The sequence below is a fragment of the Comamonas antarctica genome, from assembly GCF_013363755.1.
GTDB classification, from domain to species: domain Bacteria; phylum Pseudomonadota; class Gammaproteobacteria; order Burkholderiales; family Burkholderiaceae_C; genus Comamonas; species Comamonas antarctica.
Genome location: NZ_CP054841.1, coordinates 89,074 through 112,998 on the forward strand (window position 1 = coordinate 89,074; position 23,925 = coordinate 112,998).

15 protein-coding genes are annotated in these 23,925 nt (G+C 66.7%); 7 read left to right on the forward strand and 8 right to left on the reverse strand.

What is annotated here, in order from left to right:
- Positions 1-36: 36 nt before the first annotated feature.
- The 7 genes from HUK68_RS19840 to HUK68_RS19870 all read right to left on the reverse strand — a co-directional run bounded on the left by HUK68_RS19840 (position 37) and on the right by HUK68_RS19870 (position 9,058).
- Complete coding sequence (locus HUK68_RS19840) at positions 37-1,026, reverse strand: Bug family tripartite tricarboxylate transporter substrate binding protein (RefSeq protein ID WP_175505984.1); 990 nt, start codon at positions 1,024-1,026, stop codon at positions 37-39.
- A 72-nt stretch (positions 1,027-1,098) separates the two neighbouring features.
- Positions 1,099-2,346: a CaiB/BaiF CoA transferase family protein gene (locus HUK68_RS19845; protein ID WP_175505985.1), complete on the reverse strand. Its 1,248-nt coding sequence runs from the start codon at positions 2,344-2,346 to the stop codon at positions 1,099-1,101.
- Positions 2,347-2,366: 20 nt separating this feature from the next.
- Positions 2,367-3,164 carry an oxepin-CoA hydrolase, alternative type gene (locus tag HUK68_RS19850; RefSeq protein ID WP_175505986.1) on the reverse strand — a complete coding sequence of 266 codons (798 nt, stop codon included), beginning with the start codon at positions 3,162-3,164 and terminating at the stop codon, positions 2,367-2,369.
- Complete coding sequence (locus tag HUK68_RS19855) at positions 3,161-4,300, reverse strand: acyl-CoA dehydrogenase family protein (protein WP_175505987.1); 1,140 nt, start codon at positions 4,298-4,300, stop codon at positions 3,161-3,163. The genes HUK68_RS19850 and HUK68_RS19855 overlap by 4 nt, the downstream gene beginning before the upstream one ends.
- 10 nt (positions 4,301-4,310) lie before the next feature.
- Positions 4,311-5,519: an acyl-CoA dehydrogenase family protein gene (locus HUK68_RS19860; protein ID WP_175505988.1), complete on the reverse strand. Its 1,209-nt coding sequence runs from the start codon at positions 5,517-5,519 to the stop codon at positions 4,311-4,313.
- 11 nt (positions 5,520-5,530) lie between these two features.
- Positions 5,531-6,712, reverse strand: a complete 1,182-nt coding sequence (locus tag HUK68_RS19865) for an acetyl-CoA C-acyltransferase (RefSeq protein WP_175505989.1) — start codon at positions 6,710-6,712, stop codon at positions 5,531-5,533.
- A 228-nt stretch (positions 6,713-6,940) separates the two neighbouring features.
- Entirely contained in the window at positions 6,941-9,058 is a 2,118-nt protein-coding gene (locus tag HUK68_RS19870; RefSeq protein WP_175505990.1) for a 3-hydroxyacyl-CoA dehydrogenase NAD-binding domain-containing protein, read from the reverse strand.
- Between the two features lie 123 nt (positions 9,059-9,181).
- Between HUK68_RS19870 and HUK68_RS19875 the strand changes: the two genes are divergently transcribed.
- The 4 genes from HUK68_RS19875 (at position 9,182) to HUK68_RS19890 (ending at position 19,179) form a co-directional block, all read left to right on the forward strand.
- A complete protein-coding gene (locus HUK68_RS19875) occupies positions 9,182-10,090 on the forward strand; it encodes a LysR family transcriptional regulator (RefSeq protein ID WP_175505991.1) in 909 nt (302 codons plus the stop codon).
- Between the two features lie 137 nt (positions 10,091-10,227).
- A complete protein-coding gene (locus HUK68_RS19880; RefSeq protein WP_175505992.1) occupies positions 10,228-16,638 on the forward strand; it encodes a YDG domain-containing protein in 6,411 nt (2,136 codons plus the stop codon).
- Between the two features lie 219 nt (positions 16,639-16,857).
- Positions 16,858-18,546 carry a ShlB/FhaC/HecB family hemolysin secretion/activation protein gene (locus HUK68_RS19885; RefSeq protein WP_175505993.1) on the forward strand — a complete coding sequence of 563 codons (1,689 nt, stop codon included), beginning with the start codon at positions 16,858-16,860 and terminating at the stop codon, positions 18,544-18,546.
- A gap of 36 nt (positions 18,547-18,582) precedes the next feature.
- Complete coding sequence (locus HUK68_RS19890; RefSeq protein ID WP_175506423.1) at positions 18,583-19,179, forward strand: TetR/AcrR family transcriptional regulator; 597 nt, start codon at positions 18,583-18,585, stop codon at positions 19,177-19,179.
- Here HUK68_RS19890 and HUK68_RS19895 read toward each other — a convergent pair.
- Entirely contained in the window at positions 19,139-20,377 is a 1,239-nt protein-coding gene (locus HUK68_RS19895) for a multidrug effflux MFS transporter (protein ID WP_175505994.1), read from the reverse strand. The two genes, HUK68_RS19890 and HUK68_RS19895, sit on opposite strands and share 41 nt — an antisense overlap.
- A gap of 212 nt (positions 20,378-20,589) precedes the next feature.
- On the opposite strand from HUK68_RS19895, the gene HUK68_RS19900 reads away from it, so the two are divergent.
- From HUK68_RS19900 to HUK68_RS19910, 3 genes are all read left to right on the forward strand, one after another.
- Positions 20,590-21,078: a MarR family winged helix-turn-helix transcriptional regulator gene (locus HUK68_RS19900; protein WP_175505995.1), complete on the forward strand. Its 489-nt coding sequence runs from the start codon at positions 20,590-20,592 to the stop codon at positions 21,076-21,078.
- A 46-nt stretch (positions 21,079-21,124) separates the two neighbouring features.
- Positions 21,125-22,570 (forward strand): efflux transporter outer membrane subunit, encoded by a 1,446-nt coding sequence (locus HUK68_RS19905; RefSeq protein ID WP_175505996.1) that lies wholly within the window; start codon positions 21,125-21,127, stop codon positions 22,568-22,570.
- A gap of 76 nt (positions 22,571-22,646) precedes the next feature.
- Complete coding sequence (locus tag HUK68_RS19910) at positions 22,647-23,912, forward strand: HlyD family secretion protein (RefSeq protein WP_175505997.1); 1,266 nt, start codon at positions 22,647-22,649, stop codon at positions 23,910-23,912.
- The last annotated feature ends 13 nt before the right edge of the window (positions 23,913-23,925 follow it).

The following is a 23,925-nucleotide window of genomic DNA, read 5'->3' on the forward strand; positions in this document are numbered from 1 at the left end:
GAAGTCTCCTGGAAACTGGATGGGAACGCTGCGCACTCATTCCGAGGCGATGCGCTTGTCGCGGATCAGCTGGCCCCAGCGCGCGTAGTCCTGCTGCACGCGCTGGCCCATCTCGGCGGGCGACTGGAAGCGCGCAATGGCGCCGGCATTGAGCAGCCGGGTCTGGACATCGGCGTCGGCAAGAATCTGCTTGACCTCGCCGGCGATGCGCTGGACCACGGCCGCAGGCGTGCCCTTGGGCGCGAGCAGGCCGCCCCAGGACACGGCGTCGTAGCCCTGGATGCCCTGCTCGGCAATGGTCTTGACCTCGGGCAGCATGACCACGCGCTGCGGCGAGCCCACGGCAATGGCGCGCAGCTTGCCGGCCTGGATATGCGGCAGCGCGGCCACGAGGTCGGAATACATCACCGGCACCTGGCCGCCGATGGTGTCGGTGATGGCCGGCGTGCCGCCCTTGTAGGGCACATGCTGCATGTCGAAGGAAGCCATCTGCTTGAGCAGCTCCATGCTCAGGTGGCCGAAGCTGCCCGCGCCCGAGCTGGTGTAGTTCATCGGCTGCTTTTGCGCCTTGGCATGCGCGATCAGGCTCTTGATGTCGGTGACGTCCGGCAGCAGCTTGGGATTGACCACGATCACGATGGGCAGGTCGTAGACCGTGGCCACGGGCGCGAAGTCCTTCACGGTGTCATAGCCCGCGCTCTTGTAGAGATGCGGCGCGAGCAGCGTGGGCGTGGCCAGCATCATCAGCGTATAGCCGTCCGCCGGGCTGGAGGCAACCTGCGCCGCGGCAATCGAGCCCGAAGCGCCGGGGCGGTTTTCCACCAGCACGGTCTGCTTGAGGCGTTCGCCGAGCTTCTGGCCGACGATGCGCGAGGCGATGTCGGTGGGGCCGCCCGCGGGGAAGGGCACGATCAGCTTGACCATCTTGCCGGGCCAGGCGGGTTGCTGCGCGAACGCCGGGGTGGCCAGCAAGGGGGCGGCCGCGAGGGCCAGCAGGCTGCGGCGGGTAGTGTGAAAGGAAGCCATGGTGTCTCTGTCTCTTTATAGGTTTCAAAGCGACGCCCGCAGCCGGACGCTGCGGCGTCGGGCGGTGCGGCTTCAGGCCGCGGGCAGCGTCAGCACGCCCTGGGCCTGCAGTGCCTGCAGTTCCTCCTCGGACAGCTGCAGCAATTGCTGCAGCACATCCTTCGTGCCTTCGCCCAGCGTCGGCGGCGCGCGGCGGATCGGCAGGCGCTGGCCGTCAAGCCGGTACGGCGGCGCAAACACATGGGTCGTGCCGGCCACCGGGTGCGGCATTTCCTGCAGCAGGCCGCCGCGGCGCGTGCGCTCGCTGGTCAGCGCCTCGTGCAGGCCGGACACCTTGCCGCAGGGAATGCCGAACTGGTTCATGCGCTCGAGCAGCACATCGCGCGGCAGGCCGCGGATCAGTTCGGTCAGCAGCGGCAGCAGCGCCGGGCGGTTCTTCGCGCGCTCGACGTTCGTGGCGAACTTGGCATCGGCAAGAATGTCCGGGCGCTGCACCACATCGCGGCAAAAGCGCTCGAACTGCTGGTTGTTGCCCACGGCAATGATCAGCGGACCGTCGGCGGCCTCGAACATGCCATAGGGCACGATGGACGGGTGCGAGTTGCCGTAGCGCTGCGGATCACGCCCCAGCTGCATCGCGTCGAGCCCGTAGTAGCCGGTCACGGTGATGCCGCAGTCGTAGAGCGCCATCTCGATGAGCCGGCCGCGGCCGGTGCGTTCGCGCCGGAACAGCGCCGCGATCACCGCCTGCGCCGCATACATGCCGGTCATCAGGTCGACCACGGCCACGCCGAACTTGAGCGGCGGCTGCTGCGCCTCGCCATTGAGCGCCATCAGCCCGGCTTCGCCCTGGATCACCAGGTCGTAGCCGGGCCGCTTGGCTTCGGGGCCGGAGCTGTCGTAGCCGGCAATCGCGCAGTAGACCAGATCGGGCTTGAGCGCCTTGAGCTGCGCGTAGCCCAGGCCCAGCTTCTCGGCGCCGCCGGTCTTGAAGTTGTGCAGCACCACGTCGCACTGCGGCAGCAGCTCGTGGATGATCTTCAGTCCCTCGGGAGACCGCAGATCGACGGTGATGGACCGCTTGTTGCGGTTCATGGCGCTGTAGTAGGTGGTCTCGGTCTTGCCGATGCGAATCCCCCAGTCGCGCGTATCGTCGCCACGCTCGGGGTGCTCGACCTTGATGACCTCGGCGCCGAAGTCGGCCAGCACCATGCCGCACATCGGCCCGGCAAACACGCGCGACAGATCGAGCACGCGGATGCCTTCCAAAGGAAAGTCGGTGGTGTCGTCAGCGGGTGAAGTGGTGTTGTTGTCGCTCAAATTTGTCTCCTGCCGCGCCGCTATTTGCGCAGCTGCGTGTAATCCGGGCTGCGCTTTTCCAGGAACGCGGCCATGCCTTCGCGCGATTCCTCGCTGGCCTGGGCCTGCACCATGAATTCGCGCTCCGCGTCGAGCTGCTGCTCCAGCGTATTGTCGTAGGCCGCGTGGCACAGCGCCTTGATGTGGGCCATGGCCACATCGGGGCCGGTGGCCAGCTGCTGCGCCAGCGCGATGGCCTCGGCCAGCGCTGCGCCGGAGTCGGCCAGGCGGTTGACCGCGCCCAGCGCATGCAGGCGCTCGCCCGAGATGCGCTCGCCCGTGAGGCACAGCTCGGTCAGCACCTGGCGCGACAGGAACTGCGCGAGCAAGGCCGTGGCGCCGCCATCGGGCGTGAGGCCGATCTTCACATAGGCCACCGAGAACACCGCATTGCGCGCCGCGACGACCATGTCGCAGGCCAGCGCCAGCGACACGCCCGCGCCCGCTGCCGCGCCCTCGACGGCGGCAATCACCGGCTTGGGGCAGGCGCGCACCGCGCGGATCAGGTCATGCAGGCCTTCGATCTTCTCGCGCCGTTCGGGCAGCGACAGCTCGCGGCGCTTGACCAGCTGGCGCAGATCGCCGCCGGCGCAGAAATGCCCGCCCTCGCCGGTGAGCACGATCGCGCCCACGGTCGGGTCGCTGCTGGCGTCGGCCAGCGCCTGCGTCAGCGCCTGGTAGAACGCCGGCGACAGCGCATTGCGCGCCGCCGGGTTGTTGTTGCTCAGCACCAGCACCGCGCCTTCGCGGCGGCTGAGGAGGGCTTGTTCGCTGCTCATTCGGCATCCTCCCGGCCCAGCGCCATGAAGCGCGCCAGGTGATGGTCTTCGTCCCCGAGCTCATGGTCGATCATGACCAGGCGCTTGGCGTAATGCGACAGCGGCAGCTCCCAGGTCATGCCGATGCCGCCATGCATCTGTATGCTTTCCTCGGCCACCAGCGCGCCGATGCGGCCGATGGTGTATTTCGCTGCCGACAGCGCGCGTTCGCGCGTCACGCGGTCGGCGTCGAGCGCGGCCGCCGCGTTGATCACCGCCGAGCGCGACTGCTCGATTTCCAGCAGCAGGTCGGCCATGCGGTGCTGCAAGGCCTGGAAGCTGCCGATGGCCACGCCGAACTGCTTGCGTGTCTGCAGGTATTCCAGCGTGTCGCGCTTGGCAATTTCCATCGCGCCCAGGGCCTCGGCGCACAGCGCCAGCACACCCGTGCCCACCGTCAGCTCCAGCGTCGCAAAGCCCCGGCCTTCTTCGCCCAGCAGCGCATCGGCGCCCAGCTGCACCTGCTCGAACGTGATCTCGGCCACGCGGCCGCCGTCCATGCGGCCCATGCCGCGGCGCGTCACGCCCGCCGCATCGCCGGGCACCAGGAACAGCGAGATGCCGTCTTCGCTGTCAATCTCGCCCGAGGTGCGCGCCGACACCAGCAGCAAGTCAGCATTGTCGCCCTGCACCACCACCGCCTTGGCGCCCGACAGCGTCCAGCCGTCGCCCTCGCGCTTGGCGCGCGTGGCCACGCGGCCCAGCTCGTAGTGGTTGCCCGGCTCGTCATGCGCCAGCGCACCGATCTGGCTGCCGTCGATCAGCTCGGCAAGCAGCGCCTTTTGCGCTTCGCTGCCGGCGGCGGCCAGCGCGCGGCCAACCAGCAGCGCGCCCAGGAAGGGCTCGACCACCAGTCCGCGGCCCAGCGCCTCGAACACCACGGCGATGTCGAAGCCGGCGCCGCCAAAGCCGCCATCGGCTTCGGAAAACAGCGCGCCAATCGCGCCAAGCTCGGCAAACTGGCTCCACAGCGCGGGCGCCATGCCCACGTCGCCATAGGCAATCGCGTTGCGGGTCTCGAAACCGTATTGCTCGGAAACAAAGCGGTTGAGCGTGTCCGCCAGCATGCGGCGGTCTTCGGTAGGTTCAAAATTCATCGCGCGAGTCTCACAGGCCCAGGATCATCTTCGAGATGATGTTCTTCTGGATTTCATTGGAGCCGCCAAAGATCGACAGCTTGCGGTAGTTGAAATAGTTGGCCGCGGCCGTGGCCGCTTCCTTGGGACCGACGGGCGCGCCGGCATAGTCCGAGTACTGCGCTTCTTCGATGAACGGCAGCGCGTACGGGCCCACGGCGCGGCGGATCAGCGACAGGATTTCCTGGCGGATCTCGGTGCCGCGGATCTTGAGCATCGAGCTCTCGGCGCCGGGCACGCCGCCGCCGGCCACCGCGGCGATCACGCGCAGATTGGTGGTCTTCATGTTCTCCAGGTCGATCTCGACCTTGGCCAGGCGCTGCGCGAACTGCGGGTCCTGGTCCAGCGGCTTGCCGTTGCGCTGCACGCGGCTGGCCACCGCCTTGAGCTTTTCCAGCGACGCCACCGAGAAGCCGACGCCGGCAATGCCGGTGCGCTCATAGGTCAGCAGGTACTTGGCATAGGTCCAGCCCTTGTTTTCCTCGCCCACCAGATTCTCGGCCGGCACGCGCACGTCGGTGAAGAACACTTCGTTGACTTCGCGGTCGCCGTCAAGCGTGCGGATCGGACGGATCTCGACGCCGGGCGTGTTCATGTCGATCAGCAGGAAGCTGATGCCGGCCTGCGGGCGCGCTTCGCGGTCGGTGCGCACCAGGCAGAAGATCATGTTGGCGTGCTGGCCCTGGGTGGTCCAGGTCTTCTGGCCGTTGACGATGTAATGGTCGCCGCCTGCGTCGACGCCGCGCACCGCCGTGGTCTTCACGGAAGCCAGGTCCGAGCCCGCGCCGGGCTCGGAATAGCCCTGGCACCACCAGTCCTCGCCGCTCAGGATGCGCGGCAGCCAGTGGCTCTTTTGCTGCTCGTTGCCGTACTTGATCAGCACCGGGCCGAGCATGTTCACGCCGAACGGCACGATGCGCGGGCCGCCGGCGAGCGCGCATTCGTTGTCGAAGATGAACTTCTGCACCGGCGTCCAGCCCGGGCCGTCGTGCGCCTCGGGCCAGTGGTTCGCATACCAGCCACGCTCGTTGAGCAGCGCATGCCATTCGGACTGGTCCTCGCGGCTCAGCCGCTGGCCGGCCTTGACCTTGGCGGCCAGCGCCGCGGGCAGCTTGTCCTTGAGGAACTGCTGCACTTCGGCGCGAAACGCCTGCTCTTCAGGGGTGAAATTCAGATCCATATCGCGTTTTCTCAGTAAATCTCAAACAGACCAGCTGCGCCCATGCCACCCGCGATGCACATGGTCACGACGCCATACTTGGCCTTGCGGCGGCGACCTTCGAGCAACAGGTGGCCGACCAGGCGCGCGCCGGTCATGCCGAACGGGTGGCCGATGGAGATCGCGCCGCCGTTGACGTTCAGGCGCTCCGAAGGAATGCCCAGACGGCGCTGGCAATACAGCGCCTGCGAGGCAAACGCCTCGTTCATTTCCCACAGATCGATGTCCTCGACCTTGAGGCCATGGCGCGCCAGCAGCTTGGGCACCGCAAACACCGGGCCGATGCCCATCTCGTCGGGCTCGCAGCCGGCCACGGCGAAGCCGCGGAACGCGCCCAGCGGCTGCAGGCCCAGGCGCTCGGCCTCCCTGGCTTCCATCAGCACGCTGGCCGAGGAACCATCGGACAGCTGCGAGGCGTTGCCGGCGGTCACGAACTGGTCCGGGCCCTTGACGGGTTCGAGCTTGGCCAGGCCCTCGAGCGTGGTGCCCGGGCGGTTGCAGTTGTCGCGGGTGGCGATGACATCGCGCAGCGTGACTTCGCCCGTGTCCTTGTTCTTCTCGGCCATGCGCGTCGCGCAGGCAATGATCTCGTCGTCGAACAAGCCCTTTTCCTGGGCCGCGGCGGTGCGCTGCTGGCTCAGCAGCGAGAAGCGGTCCTGGTCCTCGCGGCTGATGCCGTAGCGCCGGGCCACGATGTCGGCGGTGTCGATCATCGCCATGTAGAGGTCGGGCTTGTGCTCGACCAGCCAGGGGTCCATGTCGCCGGGCAGGTTGTTGCCCGGGCGCAGGCCGGAGATGGTCTCGACGCCGCCGGCAATCATCGCCGGCACGCCTTCGGCGACGATGCGGCCCGCGGCAATGGCGATCGACTGCAGGCCCGACGCGCAGTAGCGCGTGACGGTCATGCCCGCCACCGACAGCGGCAGCCCGGCGCGCAGCGCAGTTTGGCGGCCCAGGTTGCGGCCCTGGAAACCATCGGGATTGCCGCAGCCCAGCACCAGGTCCTCGAACTGCTCGGGGTCCACGCCCGAGCGCTCGACGGCGGCCTTGACGGAATAGGCGGCCAGCTGGGCCGCGGGGGTGACATTGAATTCGCCGCGGTGCGACTTGGTCAGCGGCGTACGGGCGGTGGAAACGATTACGGCTTCACGCATGGTGATTGTCTCTTTGGGTTGGGTGGCTGGGCGTCTGCGCGGGCCCGGGGGGGGGCGGCGCAGCGCTGGCTCTGATTGGGAAGATGCGCTCGACGAGGCGCACACAACCGTTCGCCCTGAGCTTATCGAAGGGTGGACGGCCTGCGCTCAAACCATGAGCACAGGCCGTTCATGGTTCGATAAGCTCACCACGAACGGGGGGACCGGGAACCCGGCGGCAAAGTCAGCTCACTCCGCCTTATTCAAACTATCAAACCCCTTGCCTTCCTTCACCAGCCGCACCAGCAGCGGCGCCGGCTCCCAGAACAGCGGGTCTTCCTTGGCAAACGATTCGATGTCGGCGAGGATCTTCGGCAGGCCCTGCATGTCGGCCCACTTCATCGGGCCGCCGCGGTGGCGCGGGAAACCGTAGCCGGACATGAAGGTCACGTCCACGTCGAGCGGACGCAGCGCAATGCCCTCTTCCACGACCTTCGCGCCCTCGTTGACCATGGCCGCCATATAGCGGCGCAGGATCTCCTCCTCGGTGAAAGATCGCGGCGTCACGCCCTTCTTCTGGCGCTCGGCATCGACAATCGCCAGCACTTCGGGGTCGGGCTGACCGACGCGCGCGCCTTCGGGATAGAGGTAGAAGCCGCGGCCGGTCTTCTGGCCGAACCAGCCGCGCTCGCAGATGCGGTCGGCGATCTCGACATAGCGCGCGGCCGGGTTGCGCGTGGCCGCACGGCGCTTGCGCGTGGCCCAGCCGATATCGCCGCCGGCCAGGTCGGTGACCTGGAACGGGCCCATCGGGTAGCCGAACGAACGCACGGCGGCATCGATCTCGTAGGGGCTGGCGCCGTCTTCCATCAGGTAGTCGGCGGCCTGCTTGTACACGGCCAGGATGCGGTTGCCGATGAAGCCGTCGCAGACGCCGGCGCGCACCGGCACCTTCTTGAGCTTCTTGGCGAGTTCGAAGGCCGTGGCCACGACATCGGCGCTGACCTTGGACGGTACGACGATCTCCAGCAGCTTCATGATGTTGGCCGGGCTGAAGAAATGCAGGCCGATCACGTCCTGCGGGCGGCTGGTGGCATCGGCAATGGCTTCGATGTCCAGGTAGGAGGTGTTGGTGGCCAGCACCGCGCCGGGCTTGCAGACGCGGTCGAGTTCGCGGAACACCGCCTTCTTGACTTCGAGGTCCTCGAACACGGCTTCGATCACCAGATCGACCTGCGCGATGTCGTCGTAGCTCGTCGATGGCGTGTAGCGCGCCATGATGGCGGCCTTGGCGTCGGCCGTCATGCGGCCCTTGGCGATCAGGCCGTCATAGACCTTCTCGACATTCTTCTGGCCGCGCGCGATCGATTCGGCATCGCGCTCGATCATGGTCACGGCAAAGCCCGCGTCCAGCGCCGACACGGTGATGCCCGCGCCCATGGTGCCGCCGCCAATGATGGCGATGCTGCTGAAGGGGCGCGGCGCGGCCAGCTTGGCCTCGGGCACCTTGGCCACTTCGCGCTCGGCAAAGAACGCATGCACCAGGCCGGCGCGCTGCGGGCTGGCGACGCAGGCCACGAACTGCGCGCGCTCGAAGGCCAGCGCCGCGTCGAACGGCTGCTGCACCGCGGCCTGCACGCATTCGATGATCTTCAGCGGCGAGAACAGGCCGCGGCTCTTCTTCGCGGTCTCGGCCTTGAGGGCTTCGAGCGCGGCCAGCGCTTCTTCGGGGTTGGCGATCACGATATCGCGCGTGCGGCGCACCGGCGCCTTCTGCGCCAGCAATTCGTTGGCATAGGCCAGGCCCGCGGCGACGGGATCCGTGCCCTCGGCCAGGCGGTCGACCAGGCCCGCGGCCAGCGCGGCCTTGGCGTTCATCGGCTTGCCGCTGAGCATCAACTCGGTCGCGGGCTTGACGCCCATCAGGCGCGGCGCGCGCTGCGTGCCGCCCGAGCCGGGCAGCAGGCCCAGCAGCACTTCGGGCAGGCCCAGGCTCGCGGCCGGCAATGCCAGGCGGTAGTGCGCCGACATCGCGACTTCGAGGCCACCGCCCAGCGCCGCGCCATGGATGGCGGCAATCACCGGCTTGCTGCAGTTTTCAATGGCCGCGCAGACTTCGGGCAGCGAGGGCGGCACGGGCGGCTGGCCGAATTCGCGGATATCGGCGCCGGCAATGAAGGCCTTGCCCTGGCCGACCAACAGCACGGCGGATACCGCGGCATCGGCCTCGGCCTGCTGCATCGCCGCGGCCAGGCCCTGGCGCACGGCCTGGCCCAGCGCGTTGACGGGAGGGTTGTCGATGGTCACGACCAGGATGGCGCCGTGAAGCGCCGTGGTGACGGCGGAAGCGAGAGGGGCAGTGCCCATGGACATGTCTCCGAAAATACCTAAGGAATGCACCATTGTGGTGGCGCCAAACAATCTTGACAATTACATGGGCTATTGACAGACTGTCAAACCATTTTTGACAACTGATTTGACCACGCCCGCATGGAACTGCAGTCACTGACCCTGCTGGTCGACATCCTCGACGCCGGCAACCTGAGCCAGGCCGCGCGCAACCTGAAGATGACGCGCGCCAACGTCAGCTACCACCTGAACCAGCTCGAGAAATCGGTGGGCGCGCAGCTCGTGCGCCGCACCACGCGCCGCGTCGAGCCGACCGAGGTCGGCCTGCGCCTGTATGCCCACGGCCTGGCGATCCAGAACGAGATGCGCGCCGCGCGCGAGACCATCACCACGCTGGGCCAGGGGCTGCAGGGCCGCGTCGGCCTGAGCGTGCCCAGCGGCTACGGCCAGCTGGTCATGTCCGACTGGCTGATCGACTTCAAGCGCCTGTACCCCTTCATCGTGCTGGAAGTGCGCTTCGAGAACCGCGTCGACGACCTGATCCGCGAGGACATCGACATCGCCATCCGCGTCATGCCCGAGCCGCCGCCGACGCTGGTGGCGCGCGACCTGGGCCAGGTGCGCTACATGGCCTGCGCCTCGCGCGCCTATGCCGCAGAGCACGGCCTGCCGGCGACCCCTGAAGCGCTGCGCAGCGCACCGCTGATCACCGCCGGCGTGGTCGGGCGCCAGCTGCGCCTGAGCGCCTACCAGGGCGCGCAGCGCGAGGAAGTGATGCTCGAGCCGACGCTGATCTCCGAGCACTTCCCGTTCCTGCGCCAGGGCATCCTGGCCGGCCTTGGCGTCGGCCTGGTGCCCGACTATGTGGTACAGGACGCCGTGGCCAGCGGCGAGGTGCTGACCACGCTCGACGAATGGCGGCTGAGCATCTTCGGCACGCAGATGTACCTGCTCTACATGCCCCAGCGCCACCAGACGCGCGCCGTGCGCACCTGCATCGACTACCTGCTGGCGCGCGCGCGGCCGCAGACGCTCGCGACCTCCATCTGAGCACCAGGGCATAGCCCAAACAAATCAACTAACCATGTCGATTTATCAAACCAATGTAACTAGCATGTCACGGAGGCCACCAAACCAGCATATCTAACCGATGCACGCGAAGCCTGCGGTTTCGCGGCCGATCTGTGATGAACCATGTCTACCGTGTCCTCTGGAACCGTGCCCTGGGTCGTTTCTGCGTGACCAGCGAGGTCGGCCGCAACCGCAGCCGCAGCGCGGCACGCAGCAGAGCCGATCACCCTCGCGGCTGCCTCTTAGCGCAATGGGTCGTCGGCTTGGCATTGGCCTGCTCGCTCCCGGCGTGGTCGAGCGCCGGTTTACCGCAGGGGCTGGATATGATGACCGGCGTCGCCTGGATCAATACGGACCCGGTGCGCATGACCATCCGGCAAGAGCTGCCCAAAGCCATCCTGGACTGGCAAAGCTTCAATATCGGCGCGGGCCAGCAGGTCATCTTCGAGCAGCCTAACGCCGCCGCCGTGGCGTTGAACCGCGTGATTGGTACCGACGCTTCGGCCATCCATGGCACGCTGCAGGCCAACGGCCGGGTATTCCTCGTCAACCCCAACGGCGTGCTGTTTGGCGCGGGCGCGAACGTCAGCGTCGGCGGCTTGGTGGCGTCGACGCTCAAGCTTTCCGACCAGGACTTTCTCGCGGGCCGCTACCAGTTCAGCGGCCCGGGCAGCAGCGTGCAGGGTGCCTCCATCGTCAACCAGGGGCGGATCAGCGCGAGTGACGGCGGCGCCGTGGTCCTGCTCGGCGGCAGCGTCAGCAACCAGGGCACGATTGCCGCGCGCCTGGGCTCGGTGGCGCTCGCCGCGGGCAACCAGGTGCTGCTGGACTTTGCCGGCGATGGTCTGCTCGATGTCCAGGTGCAGCAATCGGCCGTCAACGCGCTGGTGGAAAACCGCCAGCTGATCCAGGCCGATGGCGGCAGCGTGCTGATGACGGCCAAGGCCACCGATGCGCTCTTGCAGACCGTGGTCAACAACACCGGCGCCGTGCAGGCGCGCACGATAGACAACCGCTCCGGCAAGATCGTGCTGCTCGGCGGCTTCGATGGCGGCACGACGCGGGTGGCGGGCACGCTCGATGCCAGCGCCCCGGACGGCGGCGAGGGCGGTTTTGTCGACACCAGCGGCGCCAATGTACAGATCGAGGCCGGCACGCGGGTCACGACGCTCGCCCCACAGGGCAAGACCGGCTCCTGGCTGATCGATGCCACGAATTTCACCATCAGTGCGGGAGCGGGTGCCAAAACCGACAGCGGCATTGGTGCGGACACGCTGATGTCGAGCCTGGCCACCACCGGAATGACGCTGCAGACGCTGGCCACGGGCAGCGAAGCCGGCGATATCCATGTCAACGCCCCGGTGTCATGGAACAAGAATGTTCTGACGCTCAATGCCCACCGCAATATCAATATCAATGCGCTGATGTCGGTGAATGGCGAGGGCAAGCTGGCGTTGAATTATGGCGGCACGCAGGGCAATGCCACAGCCACTCCGGTCGCAGGAAGCAATCTCAATGTCTATGCCGGCGGGCGGGTCGACTTCGAGAAAAGCGGCTACGGCCTGCTCGCGGTCAACGCAGAAGACTTCAAGGTCATTCATACGCATGACGACCTATCCGGCATCAACCAGGGGCTGGCCGGAAAATATGCGCTGGGCCGCGACATCGACGCGAGCGCCACGGCCGACACCGCGCAAGGCTTCATGCCCATCGGTACAGCGAATACTCTGTTCACTGGCGTATTCGATGGGCTGGGCCATGTCATCAACAAGTTGAACATCAACCGTTCAGCAATGAACAACGTGGGCCTTTTTGGCTTTGCGAGGGATGCAGTGCTGCGCAATATCGGCCTTGTGGAGAGCAGCATCAACGGAAAATCACGCACTGGCGCGCTGGTTGGCTATCAAATCCGCGGAAGCATCAGTAACGCATATGCAACCGGCACTGTGACGGGTACCACTTACACCGGCGGTTTGGTCGGTCAAAACGAAGGCAGCATCAACAATGCCTACGCAACAGTCAGCGTGACGGGTACCGATGACGTGGGCGGCTTGGTCGGCTATCAACGCTACGGCACCATCACCAACGCCTACGCAACAGGCAGTGTCATGAATAGCCATTTTGGGGGGGGCTTGGTTGGCTATCTAGAAGGCGGTATCGTCACAAACGCATACGCCACGGGTGCGGTGATGGGTTACATGGCCGCAGGCGGCTTGGTCGGCGCTCAGATGGGCGGCAGCATCAACAACGCCTACGCAACCGGCGCCGTGTCGGGTAGCACCGACATCGGTGGCTTGGTCGGCAATCTCGCCATTGGCATGGTCAACAATAGCTTCGCGACAGGCCGGGTGACGGGTAGCTTCGCCACGGGTGGCCTCATAGGTTTTACAGATCGCAGCGAAATCAACAACTCGTACTGGAACACTGAGACCACCGGCGAGCAAACCAGCGCTGGAGGCCTGGGCAAGACCTCGGAGCAAATGAAACAGCTCGCGACCTATGCGAACTGGGATATCAGCAACCAAGGCGGCAGCAACGCGGTATGGCGCATCTATGAAGGTGAGACCGCGCCCTTGCTGCGCAGCTTTCTGACGGCAGTGACCATAGGCAGCGATGCCACGAGTACCTATAACGGCAGCAATGTTCATGTAATCGCCGATTACGCCAAGCCCGAGATCGGGGACAGCACCCAGCTTCTGGGAGCATTGCGCTACACAGCCAGTTCCAAAAACGTCGGCAACTACAACGGCGCAAACCTGTCCATCGATGGGCTTTACTCGACCCAGCAGGGTTATGACATCAGCTATGCAACCAGTGCCAGCCTGCGCATCATCCCCAAGGAGATCAGCCAGGTCGACGGCATCACCGCTGAAAACCGCACCTATGATGGAGCGACCGGTGCCACCCTGAACACGCAGAAAAGCCGGTTCAATGGCCTGATCGATGGCGATATGCTCACGGTGTCAGAGGCCAGCGCCAGCTTCCGCGACAAGAACGCCGGTCTTGCCAAAGATGTTGATGTCACCGGTATCACGCTGGGTGGTGCAGACGCCGGCAACTACACGCTGGCCAATACGACGGCAACGGTGAAAGCCGATATCTCCAAAGCTGAAATCAGCAGCGTCAGCGGCATCACGGCGCAAAACCGGACCTATGACGGAACCATCAGCGCCGTATTGAACACCCAGGACAGCGCATTCAACGGCATGGTCGTGGGCGATGAGCTCACGGTGTCAAAGGCTAGCGCCAGTTTCCGAGACAAGAACGCCGCTATTGGCAAGGATGTCGATATCACCGATATCGAACTGGGCGGCGCCGATGCCGGAAACTATTCGCTGGCCAATACAACCGCAAAGACCAAAGCCGATATTTTTAAAGCTGAAATCAGCAGCGTCAGCGGCATCACCGCGCTAAACCGGACCTATGACGGCACGACCGGGGTCGAACTGCACACTGACAAGGCCTCGTTCGCCGGCGTTCTGGCAGGCGATTCGCTGAGCGTGGACAAGGCCAGCGGCAATATGCTCAACAAGAACGCCGGCGATGGCAAGAAGGTCAACATCATCGGCATTACGTTGGCCGGCGAAGACGCAGGCAACTACGCGCTCAAAAACGATACGGCCACCACGACGGTCAACATCGCCAAGGCGGAGATCACCCAGGTAGACGGCATTACCGCCCAGAACCGGATCTATGACAGCAAGACCGGGATCGAACTGCACACTGACAAAGCCTCCTTCGCGGGTTTGCTGGCAGGCGATTCGCTGAGCGTGGACAAGGCCAGCGGCAGCATGCTCGACAAGAACGCCGGCCAGCGCAAGGAAGTGGCGATCACCGGCATCACGCTAACCGGCGACGACGCGGGCAACTACGCGCTCAAAAACGACACGGCCACCACCACGGTCAACATCGCCAAGGCCGAGATTGCCCAGGTTGCCGGCATCACCGCCCAGAACCGGACCTATGACAGCAAGACCGGGGTCGAACTGCACACTGACAAAGCCTCGTTCGCGGGCTTGCTGGCAGGCGATTCGCTGAGCGTGGATCAGGCCATCGGCAACATGCTCGACAAGAACGCCGGCCCTGGCAAGGAAGTGGCGATCACCGGCATCACGCTGGCCGGCGACGATGCGGGCAACTACGCGCTGAAAAACACCCAGGCCAGCACCCGGGTCGACATCGCCAAGGCGGAGATCACCCAAGTCGACGGCATTACCGCCCAGAACCGGATCTATGACAGCAAGACCGGGGTCGAACTGCACACTGACAAAGCCTCCTTCGAGGGTTTGCTGGCAGGCGATTCGCTGAGCGTGGACCAGGCCATCGGCAACATGCTCGACAAAAACGCCGGCCAGCGCAAGGAAGTGGCGATCACCGGCATCACGCTAACCGGTGACGACGCAGGCAACTACACGCTGAAAAACAACCAGGCCAGCACCCGGGTCGACATCGCCAGGGCCGAGATCACCCAGGTCGAAGGCATTACCGCCCAGAACCGGACCTATGACGGCACGACCGGCGCCACATTGAACACCCAGGACAGCGCATTCAACGGCATGGTCATGGGCGATGCACTCACGGTGGCAAAGGCGAACGCGAGCTTCCGAGACAAGAACGCCGATATTAGCAAGGATGTCGATATCACCGGCATCGAACTGGGCGGCGCCGATGCGCGCAACTATTCGCTGGCCAATACGACCGCTGCCGCCAAAGCCGATATCTCCAAAGCTCAAATCAGCAGCGTCAGCGGCATCACCGCAGAAAACCGGACCTATGACGGCACGACCAGCGCCACCCTGAACACCCAGGACAGCGCATTCAACGGCATGGTCATGGGCGACGAGCTCACGGTGTCAAAGGCCAGCGCCAGCTTCCGAGACAAGAATGCGGATAGGGGCAAGGATGTCGATATCACCGGCATCACGCTGGGCGGCGCCGATGCGCGCAACTACTCGCTGGCCAATACGACCGCAGCGACCAAAGCCAATATCGACAAGGCCACCATCAGCAGCGTCAGCGGCATCACCGCGCTAAACCGGACCTATGACGGCACGACCAGCGCCACATTGAACACCCAGGACAGCGGGTTTAACGGCATGGTCGTGGGCGATGAGCTCACGGTGTCAAAGGCCAACGCCAGCTTCCGCGACAAGAACGCCGATCTTGCCAAGGATGTCGATATCACCGGCATCGAACTGGGCGGCGCAGACGCCGGCAACTACTCGCTGGCCAATACGACCGCAGCGACCAAAGCCAACATCGACAAGGCCACCATCAGCAGCGTCAGCGGCATCACCGCGCTAAACCGGACCTATGACGGCACGACCAGCGCCACATTGAACACCCAGGACAGCGGGTTTAACGGCATGGTAGTGGGCGACGAGCTCATGGTGTCAAAGGCCAGCGCCAGCTTCCGCGACAAGAATGCCGATCTTGGCAAGGACGTCGATATCAGCGGCATCGAGCTGGGCGGCGCAGACGCCGGTAACTACTCGCTGGCCAATACGACCGCAACGGCAAAAGCCAATATCGACAAGGCCACCATCAGCAGCGTCAGCGGCATCACCGCGCTAAACCGGACCTATGACGGCACGACCGGCGCCACCCTGGACACCCAGAAAAGCGTGTTCAACGGCATGGTCGTGGGCGACGAGCTCACGGTGTCAAAGGCCAGCGCGAGCTTCCGCGACAAGAACGCCGATATTGGCAAGGACGTCGATATCACCGGCATCGAGCTGGGGGGCGCAGACGCCGGCAACTACTCGCTGGCCAATACGACCGCAGCGACCAAGGCCGATATCGACCGATTGGCCGTCGAAGCCCGCATAAGCGCCGATGGCAAGACCTATGACGCCAGTAGCGCGGCGGTCACCCATGGCCTGCTCGGCGGCGTGCTGGGCGACGACCGCGTCAGCCTGTCCACCAGCGGCAGCTTTGCGGACAAGAACGCCGGCAGCGCCAAGGTGGTCTCCGTCAGCGGCACGCTGGGCGGCGCCGATGCCGGCAACTATCGCCTCGTGCATAACGAAACCACCACCGCCGACATCGCCCAGCGGGCCATCACCGCCAGCATCAGCGCCGACAGCAAGACCGAGGATGGGAATGCCAACGCCGGCACAAGAGGCAGCCTGGCTGGCGTACTGGACGGCGACCAGGTACTGCTGACCACCACGGGCCAGTTTGCCGAAGCGGGTGCCGGCTCCGGCAAGATCGTCTACGTCAGCGGCCAGCTCGAGGGCGCGGATGCGGGCAACTATCGGCTTGCGCACAACGCCACGTCCAGCGCCGACATCCTTGCCGCGCGCAAGGAAGACCGGCCCGTGCAGGACGCCATTCACAACAGCATCAGCCAGCAACTGCGCGCGCCGGCGGTCGCAACCGGCGCTACGGCGCAGACTTTGGGCTGTGTCTTTGAAATCCATGCGGTGGTAGACACCGGTATCCGCCTGCCTGCAGGCGCCGGGCCCGCCGCCAGCCGCGCGGCGGACGCCGTGGACGCTGCTGCCACCTGCGCACCGCCGCGCTGAGTCGCGGCCGGTTGCCGGGGCGCCGGGCGGAAACTGCGCCAGCAAGGCAGAAACCTGCAACCAATCCCGCCGCCCGGTGACTCAATCCCGAGAAGTCCGCACACCCCGCGGCAGCGAATCGCCGGACGCGGCTGCCGCCAAGCCTCGCGGCGGCGCCCTGGGCCGCAGCCCGGGCGCGACGGCCAGCTGCGATTGTTCCCGCCCTGAATTGCGCCATCCATGACCGAAAACGCCAAGCCTTCATTTCTCAGCACTCCGCTTGGGCTTGCCCTGGGTGCCGTCCTCGCGGGACTGCCGGCATGGGCCAGCGGCCAGCTCATTCCCAACGCCGGCAAGGTGCTCGAAAGCGTGGAGCAGCAACGCCTCGCGCCGCCCGCGCCCCCAGGCATCGAGCTGCGCCTGCCCGATGCGCCCGAGCCCTCCGCGATCGAAGCGGCAGGCCCGGCCATCGACGTCGAGGACTTTGCCATCGCCGGCAACCGCGCGATTGCCACGCCGCAGTTGCAGGCGCTGCTGCAGCCGCTGCGCGGCCGTTCGCTGACCATGGCGCAACTCGAAACGGCACTGGCGCGCATCACCGCGCTCTATCGCAGCCAAGGCTATCCCTTTGCCTACGCCTATCTGCCTGAACAGACCGTGGAGGGCGGATTGGTGCGCGTGGCGGTGATCGAAGGCCATCTGGGCGAGGTCAAGCTGGAGAACGCATCGCGCCAGCGGCCGCAGGTGTTCGCCGCGCCCTTGTCGCAGTTGCGCAGTGGCGATGTGCTCCGCGCCGATACGCTGGAATCGAGCCTGCTGTTGCTGGGCGACGTGAACGGCGTGCGCGCACGCGCCAGCCTCCAGCCCGGCGCCGAGACCGGCAGCGCGGATCTGGTGGTCAAGATAGAGGATCAGGCGCTGGCCAGCGCCAGCCTGGGGCTGGACAATTTCGGCAACCGCTACACCGGTGCCAACCGGGCCACGGCCAGCCTGCAGCTCCAAGGCGCGCTGGGAATGGGCGAACAGATCCAGCTGCAGACCCTGCTCAGCGACGAGCACCTGCGCAACTACCAGTTGGCCTACCAGATGCCGCTCGGGCCCTGGAACACCCGCATCGGCGCGAGCGTGTCGCGCCTGAACTATGCGCTGGCGCAGGAGTTCGAAGTGCTCGGCGCCTATGGCAGCGCCGATGTCGCCAGCGTCTACCTGAGCCAGCCGCTGGTGCGCCGGCGGGCCATGAATCTCAACCTGCGCCTGCAATACGCGCAAAAGCGCCTGAACGACCATGTCGGGCTGTTCGGCAGCGAAGATGCCAGGCACAGCGCCGTGACGACGCTGTCTCTGGACGGCAACTGGCAAGACCGCGTGGGCGGGGGCGCGGTGAGCCAATGGAGCCTGGCCTGGCTCAACGGCAGCCTGCGCCTGGGCAGCGAAGCGCAGGAGCGCCGCGATGCGCTTACAGCGCGCAGTGGCGGCCGTTTCCAGGTGCTGACCGCCGGTCTCTCGCGCTGGCAGGCGCTGGCAGGCCCATGGGGCCTGCAAGGCCGGGTCAACGGCCAATGGGCCAATCGCAATCTCGATTCCTCCGAGAAGATGAGCCTGGGCGGCGGCTATGGCGTGCGGGCCTATCCGCAGGGCGAGGGCTCGGGCGATGCCGGGCTGCTGGCGACGCTGGAGCTGCGCTACGCGCTGCCCGAAGCCTGGCAGCTCAGCGGCTTCGTCGATGCCGGCCGGGTCCAGTTGCAGCGCCACCCATGGATCGCGGGCGCCAATTACCGCAGCCTCAGCGGCACCGGCGTCGGGCTGCAGCGCAACGGCGACGGCTGGTCGCTGGAAACGGCACTGGCTTGGCGCACCAGCGGCCAAAAGGCCATCAGTGCGCCGGACAAATCGCCGCGCCTGTGGGTCAGAGCGCAGATCTATTTCTAGGCGGCGCATAGAATCCGCGCCATGGAAACCATTGCCCTGACCGCCTCCCGCCTGCAAGACGCAGCGCTTGCCCGCTTTGCGCGCCAGGGTTTCGATGCGACGTCGATGGCCGAGATCGCGGCCGACGTGGGCATCAAGAAGCCATCGATCTACGCGCATTTCCGCAACAAGGATGCGCTGTATCTGAGCCTGATTCCGCTGATGATCGCGGCCGAGCTGGACTATGCCAAAGGCGTGCTGCAGGGCGGCGCCCAGATCCGCACGCAACTGCATGCCTACCTGCAGAGCATCCAGCTGCGCTTTGCCGATTCGTTTCGCGTGCAGTTCTGGATGCGGGCGCTGTATACGCCACCGGGCCATCTGTACGACCAGGTGATGGCGCCCATGCATGGCTTCATGGAGCAGCTCGAAGCCATCGTGCTGGCCGCGATCAGCGAATCGAGCCTGGTGCCCAATGCCCAGCAGTTGAGCGCCGAGGTGCTGACTCGGACCTATCTGGGCCTGATCGACTGCCTGCAAGTCGAGCTGACCTATGCCGGGCCGGCCAAGTTCGCGCGCCGGCTGCAGGCGGTCTGGGCGGTGTTCGAGGCCGCTACTGCGCCGGCGCCGGCGCCTGCACCGTTGCAGCGCTAGGCGCGCGGCGCGCACCGAGCCAGCAGCACAGCAGCGCGAGCACGCCGCAGACAAAGATCGTCGCCGGCAGCGGCGCCAGCCCCGGCGCGGCCAGCGTCACCAGCGCGCCCACGACCGCGCCCATCAGGTATTGCAGCAGGCCCATCAGCGCCGAGGCCACGCCGGCCTGTTCGCCGGCTTGCGCCATGGTCAGCGCCGTGAGGTTGCCGAACACCAGGCCCAGCGTCCAGATCGACAAGCCCAGCAGACCGAGATAAATGCCGAGGCCGGCAACGCCCGCCTGCACTGCCAGCAGCAGCGCCAAGCCCGCCAGCGCATGCACGGCGATGCCGGCCAGCAGCACGCGCTGCTCGCCCCAGCGCCGCGTCCACCACAGGCTCAGCTGTCCGGCCGCGACGATGCCCAGCGCATTCGCGGCAAAGAAGTAGCTGAAATGTTGGGGCGTCATGCCGAAGTGCTCGATCAGCACGAAGGGCGAGACGCTGATGTAGACGAACAGCGCACCCAGGATGAAGCCGCCGGCCAGCGTATAGGCCATGAAGCTGGCGCTGCGGCACTGCTGCACATAGGCGCGCACGATGGCACGCGCATGCAGCGGCGCACGCTTTTCGCGCGGCAGCGTTTCGCCGATCGCGCGCAGCCCCCAGGCCGCGCCCAGCATGCCGACCAGGGCCAGCGTCCAGAACACCATGCGCCAGCCGCCATGGGTGAGCAGCCAGCCGCCGACCACGGGCGCGAGGATGGGCGCGATCATCATCACCTGCATCAGCACCGAGAACACGCGCGCCGATTCCGGCACCGTGCAGACATCGGAGACGATGGCGCGCGGCGCCACCAGCCCCGCGGCCGCGCCCAGCGCCTGCACAAAGCGTGCGAACAGCAGCCATTCGACGCTGTGCGCGAGCGCCGCCAGCACCGAGCCCAGCACGAAGATGCCCAGGCCGATGAGCAGCGGCCAGCGCCGGCCGAAGCGGTCGAGCAGCGGCCCGTACAGGCCCTGCCCCAGCGCCAGGCCGACCAGGAACACCGACAGCGTCTGCTGGATCTGGCCGGGCGAGGCGCCCAGCTCCCGCGCCACCGCGGGAAACGCCGGCAGGTACATATCGATGGCCATCGCGTCAAGCGCGGTGATCATCGCCAGCAGGAACATGAAGGGCCAGGCAAAGGCCGGGCGCGGGGACAATTGGGACGCAGTCATACAAAAATTCAAAAAACGCAAGCGGCACCGGGCGTTGGGAGCAGCAATCCGCCCTAACGGTCGGTAGGCTATTTTACGGGTCTGCGCAGGGCGGTTCAGCAGCAAGCAAAAACCCTGGTCGAAACCGGGTTCATTCTGGCGGGGCCATGTCCCGTCAACCATTTACCCGACAATAATTGCCTAGTCAAACAAACACGTTTACATACATCTACATGAACCCTGCCCCGCTTCCCTCGGATTTCTACCAGGCTGGTGTCTATACGCCCCAGGAAAGCGTGGGGTTTCTGATGCGCCGCGTGCTCAGTTCCATCCTGCAGCAGGCCGACGCCGAGCTGGCCGTGCATGACCTGACCTATGTGCAGTGGCTGCCGCTGTACAAGCTGATGGTCTGCAGCGACACCACCAGCGCCGGCCTGTCGCGCGATCTGGGCATCGACCCCGCGGCCGTCACGCGCGCGCTGGACCGGCTCGAAGCCAAGGGCATGCTGCGCCGCGAGCGCTCGACCACCGACCGGCGCGTGGTGCACCTGGTGCTGACCGATGAAGGCCGGGCCATTGCCGCCAAGGTGCCGCAGGCGCTGGCCAGCGTGCTCAATGCCCATCTGAGTGGCTTCAGCCACGACGAAAGCCGGCTGCTCATCGACATGCTGCGGCGCATGCTGCACAACGGCGAGGCCCTGCGTGGCGCAGCGCCGACTTGATACCCGGCACGGCTTGACTTTCCGTATTTCCACTCCTCCTCTCACCATGCAATCACTTTCTCCACTGCGCAGCCCGAGGCTGCTGGCTCTGTGCGCCGCGCTGGCCCTGGCCGGCTGCGCCGCGCCCGGCGCAGGCCACGCGCCGCTGGCGCAAGTCACGCCCGCGGCCGCGGGCCTGGCCAAAACCGGCACCACGGCCGCCTTGCCCGCGCCCGACTGGTGGACCGCGCTGGGCGATGCGCGCCTGAACGCGCTCGTCGACCAGGCGCTCCAAGGCAATCCGAGCCTGGCCGCGAGCCGCGCGCGCTTCGAGCGCGCGGCGGCGCTGGCCACGGCCAGCAGCACCGCGGGCCAGCCGCACGGCACGCTGGGCATCGATGCCACGCGCCAGCGCTACAGCGCCAACGGCCTGGTGCCGCCGCCGGTGGCGGGCCACACCTATGACAGCGGCAATGCCCAGGTCGCCTTCAGCTGGACGCCGGACTTCTTCGGCCGCCATGCCGCCGAACTCGAAGCAGCCCTCGGCCAGGCGCGCGCTGCCCAGGCCGACAGCGCCGCGGCCGCCAACCAGCTCGCCGCCCAGGTGGCGCGCAGCTATGTCGCGCTGGCGCGGCTCTTCGCCCAGCGCGATGTCGCGCAGCGCACCTTGGCGCAGCGCCAGCAGCTGCTGGAGCTGAGCCAGCAGCGCACGGGCGCGGGCCTCGACAGCCAGGTCGAGTTGACCCAGGCCGAGGCCGGCCTGCCCGAAGCCAGCACGCAGATCGAGATGCTCGAGGAGCAGATCACGCTGGCACGGCGCACGCTGGCCGTGCTGTGCGGCCAGGCGCCCGATGCGCAGCAGGACCTGCAGCCGCAACTCGCGCAACTGGCGCTGCAGGAGGTGCCCCAGGCGCTGGGCGTGGACCTGCTGGGCCGCCGCCCCGACATCGTGGCCGCACGCTGGCGCGTCGAGGCCGCCGGCCAGGACATTGCACGCGCGCGTGCCGATTTCTACCCCGACATCAGCCTGAGCGCGTTTGTCGGGCTGAACGCCATCGGCCTCGATCAGCTGCTGCAGGGCAGCTCGCGCCAGCTGGGCGTGACGCCTGCGCTGCGCCTGCCGATCTTCGAAGGCACGCGCCTGCGCGCCCAACTGCGCGGCCGCGAAGCCGAGCGCGACACCGCCATTGCGCAGTACAACGGCGCGGTGCTCGACGCGGTCAAGCAGGCCGGCGATGCGATTGCCTCGGTGCAGTCGCTGCGCCGCCAGCAGACGCTGCAGGCCGAATCGGTGCGCAAAGCCGAGCAGGCCTATGACTTCGCGCTGCAGCGCTTTCGCGCCGGCCTGAGCGGCCAGGTCACGCTGCTGCAGACCGAGACCCAGGTCATCGTGCAGCGCCGCCTCGCCGTGGACATCCAGGCGCGCCAGCTCGACAGCCGCATCAACCTGATGCAGGCGCTGGGCGGCGGCTGGACCGATACCACCGCGCAGCTGCAGGTCAGCCAGCGCTGAAACCCTTTTTTCCTGGATGGGCAGCGCGCTGCCCGGGACGCAAAAACTTCACCGACATAACAAAGCGCCAATTCTCATGACCGATCAAAAGCAAGCCGCCGCTCCCGCCGCCACCGGCAACCCCCGTGCCCGCCGCAAGGGCCTGACCCTCATTGCCGCTGCCGTGGCCGTCGTGGGCCTGGGCTGGGGCGCGTGGCACTGGAGCCATGGCCGCAACTTCGAGACCACCGACAACGCCTATGCCGCGGGCAACGTGGTGCAGATCACGCCGCAGCTCGGCGGCACCGTGGTCAGCATCGGCGCCGACGACACCGACTTCGTGCGCCCGGGCCAGCTGCTGGTGCAGCTCGACGCCTCCGACGCGCTGGTCGCGCTGGCCCAGGCCGAAGCCCAGCTCGCGCAGACGGTGCGCGAAGTGCGCGCGCTCTATGCCAACAATGCCCCGCTGCAAGCGCAAGTCGCGCTGCGCGAAGCCGAGCTGCAGCGCCTCGAGGCCGATGCCGCACGCGCCCAGCAGGATGTGGCGCGGCGCCAGCCGCTGCTGGCCACGGGCGCGGTTGGCAAGGAAGAGTTCGAACACGCGCAGACCCAGGCCGCGGCCAACCGCAACGCCGTCGGCGCGGCCCAGGCCGCGGTGCGCGCCGCGCGCGCCCAGCTCACCGCAGCGCAGGCGCAGACCGAGGGCAGCACCGCGCAGGAGCACCCGAACGTGGTGCGCGCCGCGGCGAAGGTGCGCGAGGCCTATCTGGCGCTGCAGCGCACGCGCCTGCTGTCGCCGGTCGAGGGCCATGTCGCCAAGCGCGGCGTGCAGCTGGGCCAGCGCATCGCCGCGGGCGCGCCGGTCATGACCGTGGTCGGTCTCAACGACCTGTGGGTCGATGCCAACTTCAAGGAAAGCCAGATTGCCGGCCTGCGCATCGGCCAGAGCGCCGAAGTCACGGCCGATGTCTATGGTGACAAGGTCACCTACCACGGCAAGGTGCTGGGCCTGGGCGCGGGCACGGGCGCGGCGTTTGCACTGCTGCCGGCGCAAAACGCCACCGGCAACTGGATCAAGGTGGTGCAGCGCGTGCCGGTGCGCATCGCGCTCGACCCCGCCGATCTGGCCAGCCATCCGCTGCGCGTGGGCCTGTCGATGGAAGCCAAGGTCGACGTGCGCAGCCAGGACGGCAATGCCGGCGCGATGCTCGCCAGCGTGCCGCGCACCGCGCCCGTTGCCTCGACCACGGTCTATGCGACCGGCATGGCCGATGCCGATGCGCGCATCGCGCGCATCATCGCCGGCGAAGTGCTGCCGGCGCTGACCGCGCTGCCCGCGGCTGCTCCCGCCACGGGCGCCTGAGCGGCAGGAGCGT

Excerpts from the sequence above, each read along its gene's own strand:
- HUK68_RS19840 (WP_175505984.1), bottom strand. The coding sequence starts at position 1,026 with ATGGCTTCCTTTCACACTACCCGCCGCAGCCTGCTGGCCCTCGCGGCC.
- HUK68_RS19850 (WP_175505986.1), bottom strand. The coding sequence starts at position 3,164 with ATGAGCAGCGAACAAGCCCTCCTCAGCCGCCGCGAAGGCGCGGTGCTG.
- HUK68_RS19855 (WP_175505987.1), bottom strand. The coding sequence starts at position 4,300 with ATGAATTTTGAACCTACCGAAGACCGCCGCATGCTGGCGGACACGCTC.
- HUK68_RS19860 (WP_175505988.1), bottom strand. The coding sequence starts at position 5,519 with ATGGATCTGAATTTCACCCCTGAAGAGCAGGCGTTTCGCGCCGAAGTG.
- HUK68_RS19865 (WP_175505989.1), bottom strand. The coding sequence starts at position 6,712 with ATGCGTGAAGCCGTAATCGTTTCCACCGCCCGTACGCCGCTGACCAAG.
- HUK68_RS19870 (WP_175505990.1), bottom strand. The coding sequence starts at position 9,058 with ATGGGCACTGCCCCTCTCGCTTCCGCCGTCACCACGGCGCTTCACGGC.
- HUK68_RS19875 (WP_175505991.1), top strand. The coding sequence starts at position 9,182 with ATGGAACTGCAGTCACTGACCCTGCTGGTCGACATCCTCGACGCCGGC.
- HUK68_RS19880 (WP_175505992.1), top strand. The coding sequence starts at position 10,228 with ATGAACCATGTCTACCGTGTCCTCTGGAACCGTGCCCTGGGTCGTTTC.
- HUK68_RS19885 (WP_175505993.1), top strand. The coding sequence starts at position 16,858 with ATGACCGAAAACGCCAAGCCTTCATTTCTCAGCACTCCGCTTGGGCTT.
- HUK68_RS19895 (WP_175505994.1), bottom strand. The coding sequence starts at position 20,377 with ATGACTGCGTCCCAATTGTCCCCGCGCCCGGCCTTTGCCTGGCCCTTC.
- HUK68_RS19900 (WP_175505995.1), top strand. The coding sequence starts at position 20,590 with ATGAACCCTGCCCCGCTTCCCTCGGATTTCTACCAGGCTGGTGTCTAT.
- HUK68_RS19905 (WP_175505996.1), top strand. The coding sequence starts at position 21,125 with ATGCAATCACTTTCTCCACTGCGCAGCCCGAGGCTGCTGGCTCTGTGC.
- HUK68_RS19910 (WP_175505997.1), top strand. The coding sequence starts at position 22,647 with ATGACCGATCAAAAGCAAGCCGCCGCTCCCGCCGCCACCGGCAACCCC.